Raw genomic sequence first — 4,552 nt, 5'->3', positions numbered from 1 at the left:
CCTCGACGGCCGTGACGAGGCGTTCGCGGAGGTCCGCCCAGTGGTCGGGGTCGGCGAGCCAGTCCCCCGCGACCGGTTCGGACGGGGCGGGGACGCCCATGGCTACCAGCTCCGCCCGCGTGATCAGCCTGCGGCGGCGGAGTTCGCCCGCGCCGTCGGGGCGTCCGCTGATCGAGGCGAGTTCGCGGGCCCGCGCCGCCGCCGCGCCGCGCCGCCGGAACGGCTCGGGGCGGACGTCCAGCACCGTGACCCCGGCCGGGACGCGATGCGCGCCGGGATCCCGGAGCAGCGCGATGTCCCCGACGCGCAGCGGCAGCGCCCGGCGCAGCACCAGCCGCGCGGTGTCGTCGCCGAGCGGACGCACATGGACCGGCACCGCCGCCGATCCCACGTGCAGGGTCAGCTCGCGCGAAAGGTCGTGCGCCGGTTCGCCGCGCAGCCGCACGTCGATGACGTCGGCGGTGAGCCAGCGCCCCGGGGCGAGCAGGGCGTCGCCCCGGCTCGTCTCCGCTACGCTCCCGTGCAGGTTGACTGCGACGCGGGCGACGGCGCGCACCTCCTCGTGGTCTTCCTTGAGGCTCTGCAGGCCGCGCACGCGCACGGTTTCGCCGCCGATGGCGAGGCGGTCGCCGACGCGGATCGTCCCGGCGCCGAGCGTCCCGGTCACGACCGTGCCCCTGCCCTTGATGGTGAAGATCCGGTCGATCCACAGCCGCACATCAGCGTCCGCGTCGGGCCTGGGCAGGGACGCGGTGAGCCTTTCCAAGGCGGTCCGCAGCTCGTCCAGCCCCTCGCCGGTCGTGCCGCTGACCATGACCGCCTCGACCTCGCCGAACGAGGTGGCCGCGATGTGGGCGAGCGCCTCCTCCCGCGCCAGGTCCGCCAGGTCGGCGTCGGCCAGGTCGCAGCGGGTCACGACGAGGAGGCCGCGCCGGACGCCGAGCGCGTCCAGCACCGCGAGATGCTCCTCCGACTGCCGCTGCCAGCCCTGGTCGGCGGCGACCACGAACATGACCGCCGGGACGGGCCCGACGCCGGCGAGCATCGTGCTGACGAGCCGTTCGTGCCCGGGGACGTCCACGAACGCGAGGCGGTCGCCGCCGGGCAGGGTCGTCCAGGCGAAGCCCAGCTCGATCGTCAGGCCGCGCCGCCGCTCCTCCTCCAGCCGGTCGGGCTCCATCCCGGTGAGGGCGCGGACAAGGGTCGACTTGCCGTGGTCCACATGACCGGCCGTCGCGACGACGTGCATCATCGCGCGACCTCCCGGACGGCCTCGGCCAACTCCTCATCCCGGTCGGGCGGCACCGACCGCAGATCGAGCAGGCACCGCCCGTCCTCGACCCGCCCCATCACGGCCGGAAGCCCCTGCCGCAGCCGGGCCGCATACGAGTCGGGCACGGACACGGCCGCGCTCGGCAGGACGACACCGGGCGCGCCACCACCCCCGACCGCCGCCTCACTCTCCACGGCCACCGCATCGACTCCACCGTCCCGCAGCCGCGCGGCAAGCCGCCCAGCACGCTCCCGCAGCGTTTCAACGTCGGCTTGCAAAGCCTGTGCTGTAGGCGTGCGCGGCCCACGGACGGTCGCCTCCAAAGCGGCAAGGGTCATCTTGTCGACGCGGAGTGCCCGCGCGATCGGATGCCGCGCCAGCTGCCGCACCAGGTCTTCCTGCCCGAGGACGAGCCCGCACTGCGGCCCGCCGAGAAGCTTGTCGCCGCTGGCCGTGACGAGGTGCGCGCCCGCCTTGAGCATGGACGCGGCGTCGGGCTCGTCCGGCAGCAGCGGTTCGGGCGCGAGCAGCCCGGAGCCGATGTCGGCGACGACCGGCACCCCCAGCCCGGCCAGCTCGGCGACGTCCGCACCGCGCGTGAACCCCTCGATCCGGAAGTTCGACGGGTGCCCCTTCAAGATGAACCCGGTCTCCTCGCCGACCGCCGCCGCGTAGTCGTCCGGCGTGGTCCGGTTGGTGGTGCCGACCTCCCGCAGCCGCGCGCCGGTCGCCGCGAGCAGTTCGGGGATCCGGAACCCGTCCCCGATCTCCACCATCTCGCCGCGGCTGATGACGATCTCCCGGCCGGGCGCGAGCGCGGTCGCGGCCAGCACGAGCGCCGCCGCGCCGTTGTTGACGACGTGCGCGGCCTCCGCCTGCGGCACCCGCTCCACCAGCGCCGCCAGCACGGACCGTCCCCGCTTCGCCCGCCGCCCGGTCTCCAGATCCAGCTCCACGTCGGTCGCGCCCGACGCCACGGCCACGGCCTCCCGCGCCGCGTCCGACAGCGGCGCACGACCGAGGTTGGTGTGCAGCAGCACGCCGGTCGCATTGATCACCGGCCGCAGCCCCGAGGCGGTCACCGGCAGCGAGCCGACGGCGACGTCCGCCACCGCGTCCGGCGGGATCTCCCCCGCCCGCGCCCGCTGCTGCGCCGCGACCACGGCCGCCTTGACCACCCCTCGCCCGAGCCGCCCGGCCGCCGCTACGAGCCGCGGGTCGGCGAGCAGCACGTCCGTGCGGGCGATCCGCCGCCGCCCGTCCTCCCCGGTGACGGGCACGGCTGCACGATCCATGAGGCGACCTCCGACGATCGGCGTTACCCGCCAGCATCGCACCCAAACGGCTGGGTATCACGGACGAGCCATGCTCGAAACGGCACGGGACACATGTGACGGGCGTACTGCTGGCACTGGCGTCGGCGCTGTTCTACGGCATCGCCGACGTCTGGGGCGGTCTGCTGTCACGGCGCGCCGACTTCGGCGCGGTCGCCCTCCTCGGGCAGGTCGGTGGACTCGTCTGCGCGACCGGCGTGGCGCTGCTCATCCCCGCGAGCAGCGTGGCGGCGGCCGATCTCGGCTGGGGCGCGCTGTCGGGCGTCGGGACGGGCCTGGCGATGGTCTTCCTCTACCGGGGCATCAGCCGGGGGAACCTGAGCGTGGTCGTCCCGGTCAGCGCGGTCGGCGGCGTGGCGCTGCCGGTCGTCGCCGGTGTCGCGTTCCTGGGCGACCGTCCTTCCGCGACGGCGTGGGCCGGGATCGCGGTGGTGCTGCCCGCGCTGTGGCTGGTGTCCCGGTCACGATCGGACGAGCAGGGCGAGGTCCGCGCGGCGCTCGTCAACGGCCTGGTCGCGAGCGGCGGGATCGGGCTCCAGTACCTGGCGCTCGCCCAGGCCGGCGACGGGTCCGGGCTCTGGCCGGTCGCGGCCGGACGGGTTGCCGCCGTCCTCACGATCGCGCCCATGATGCGGTCGCCCGAGCACCGCTTCCCACCCGCGTGGACGAGGTTCTGGGCGGCGGCGAACGGCGGCCTCGCGGCGGCCGCGCTCGTGTGCTACCTGCTGGCGACGCGGGAGCAGCTCGTCGTCATCGCGGTCGTGCTGTCGTCGCTGTACCCGGTCGTTCCGGTGCTGTTCGGCGTCACCGCGCTGCGGGAGCGGCTGTCGGCGGCGCAGGCGGCCGGGCTGGCCGGGGCGGGGGCCGCGGTCGTGCTGCTCACCGTCGCGGGGCGATAAGGATTCGCCGGTGTATGACAAGGAAGGCGGTGGTGTTGTCACCGATGTGAGTGTCTTGTGTGACGTAGGTTACTTAGCCTGGCGGCCCGGGTGTTCGCTGACGGAGGTGACGCTTTGACGGAACTGTACGAGAGGTCCGCGAAGACCGACGATCTGTCCGGGGAGCCCTGGCGGGACGTACCGCCCGAAGAGGCGAAATGGATACGCCCGCACCTCGCGGCCCTGGCCGACACCATGGTGGAGGGGGTGCTGCGGCACGTCCCCGAGTACGCCCGGCCCGACGACCCCGTCTACGTCGAGGTCATGCACGTCGCGGTGACGCGCGGCATGGGGCATTTCGTGCAGCTGATCGCCGACCCGGACGCGTCCTGGCAGGAGGTCCATCAGGTCTTCTTCGACATCGGGTACGGCGAGGCGATGGAGGGGCGCTCGCTGGAGCACCTGCAGAACGCGCTGCGGGTCGCGTCCCGGACGGCGTGGCGGTACCTGTCGCGGGAGGCCGAGCGGCTGCAGAAGCCGCGCGAGCTGGCGATCGCGCTGACCGAGGTGAACTTCGCCTACCTGGACCTGCTGGCGTCCGCCGCCGCGCAGGGCTACGCGCGGGCGCGGGAGAAGGCGGCGGGCGAGCGGGAGCAGCGGCGCGGCCGGCTGCTGAGCCTGCTGCTGTCGGACCCGGCGGCGCCGAAGGACATCGTCGTCGAGCAGGCGAACCTGGCGGGCTGGACGCTGCCGGAGCGGCTCGCGGTGATCGTGCTCAGCCCGCGTCCCGGCAGCGGCGGCGAGGGGCCGGCGGGGCTGCCGCCGTTCCTGTTGAGGGGCCTGCTCCACCGGTACCGACGGGCCGACCGCGCCCGTCGGTACCGGTGGAGCAGGCCGGCGTGTCCCTGCACCGGGCGCACCGGACGCTGGACCTGCTGGCGTCCGCCGCCGCGCAGGGCTACGCCGGCCTGCTCCACCCGTCCCTTATACACATCTCCGAGCCCCCCAGACGGAATCCCAACTCGTATGCCGTCTTCTGCCTGGAAAAAAAAAAAAACCAAAACCGA

General features: G+C 74.1%; 3 protein-coding genes and 1 pseudogene. 2 read left to right on the top strand and 2 right to left on the bottom strand.

The features are described from left to right. A partial coding sequence (gene selB, locus HUX53_RS36035; protein WP_255205969.1) for a selenocysteine-specific translation elongation factor occupies positions 1-1,252 on the bottom strand: 1,252 nt, incomplete at its 3' end. Beyond that, positions 1,249-2,568 carry an L-seryl-tRNA(Sec) selenium transferase gene (gene selA, locus HUX53_RS36030; RefSeq protein WP_176407754.1) on the bottom strand — a complete coding sequence of 440 codons (1,320 nt, stop codon included), beginning with the start codon at positions 2,566-2,568 and terminating at the stop codon, positions 1,249-1,251. The genes selA and selB, both read right to left, overlap by 4 nt. 95 nt (positions 2,569-2,663) lie before the next feature. Here selA and HUX53_RS36025 point away from each other — a divergent pair, with 95 nt between their 5' ends. Next, positions 2,664-3,506 (top strand): EamA family transporter, encoded by an 843-nt coding sequence (locus HUX53_RS36025; protein ID WP_217920309.1) that lies wholly within the window; start codon positions 2,664-2,666, stop codon positions 3,504-3,506. A gap of 114 nt (positions 3,507-3,620) precedes the next feature. After that, positions 3,621-4,552 (top strand): annotated as a pseudogene (locus HUX53_RS36020) (hypothetical protein); the annotation flags it as partial.

Source organism: Actinomadura sp. BRA 177, assembly GCF_013372625.1.
Taxonomy (GTDB): domain Bacteria; phylum Actinomycetota; class Actinomycetes; order Streptosporangiales; family Streptosporangiaceae; genus Spirillospora.
This window is presented reverse-complemented; position numbering and strand designations above follow the sequence as displayed.

What these genes read in the sequence shown, in the direction of transcription:
- selA (WP_176407754.1), bottom strand. Translation starts at nt 2,568, where the DNA reads ATGGATCGTGCAGCCGTGCCCGTCACCGGGGAGGACGGGCGGCGGCGG.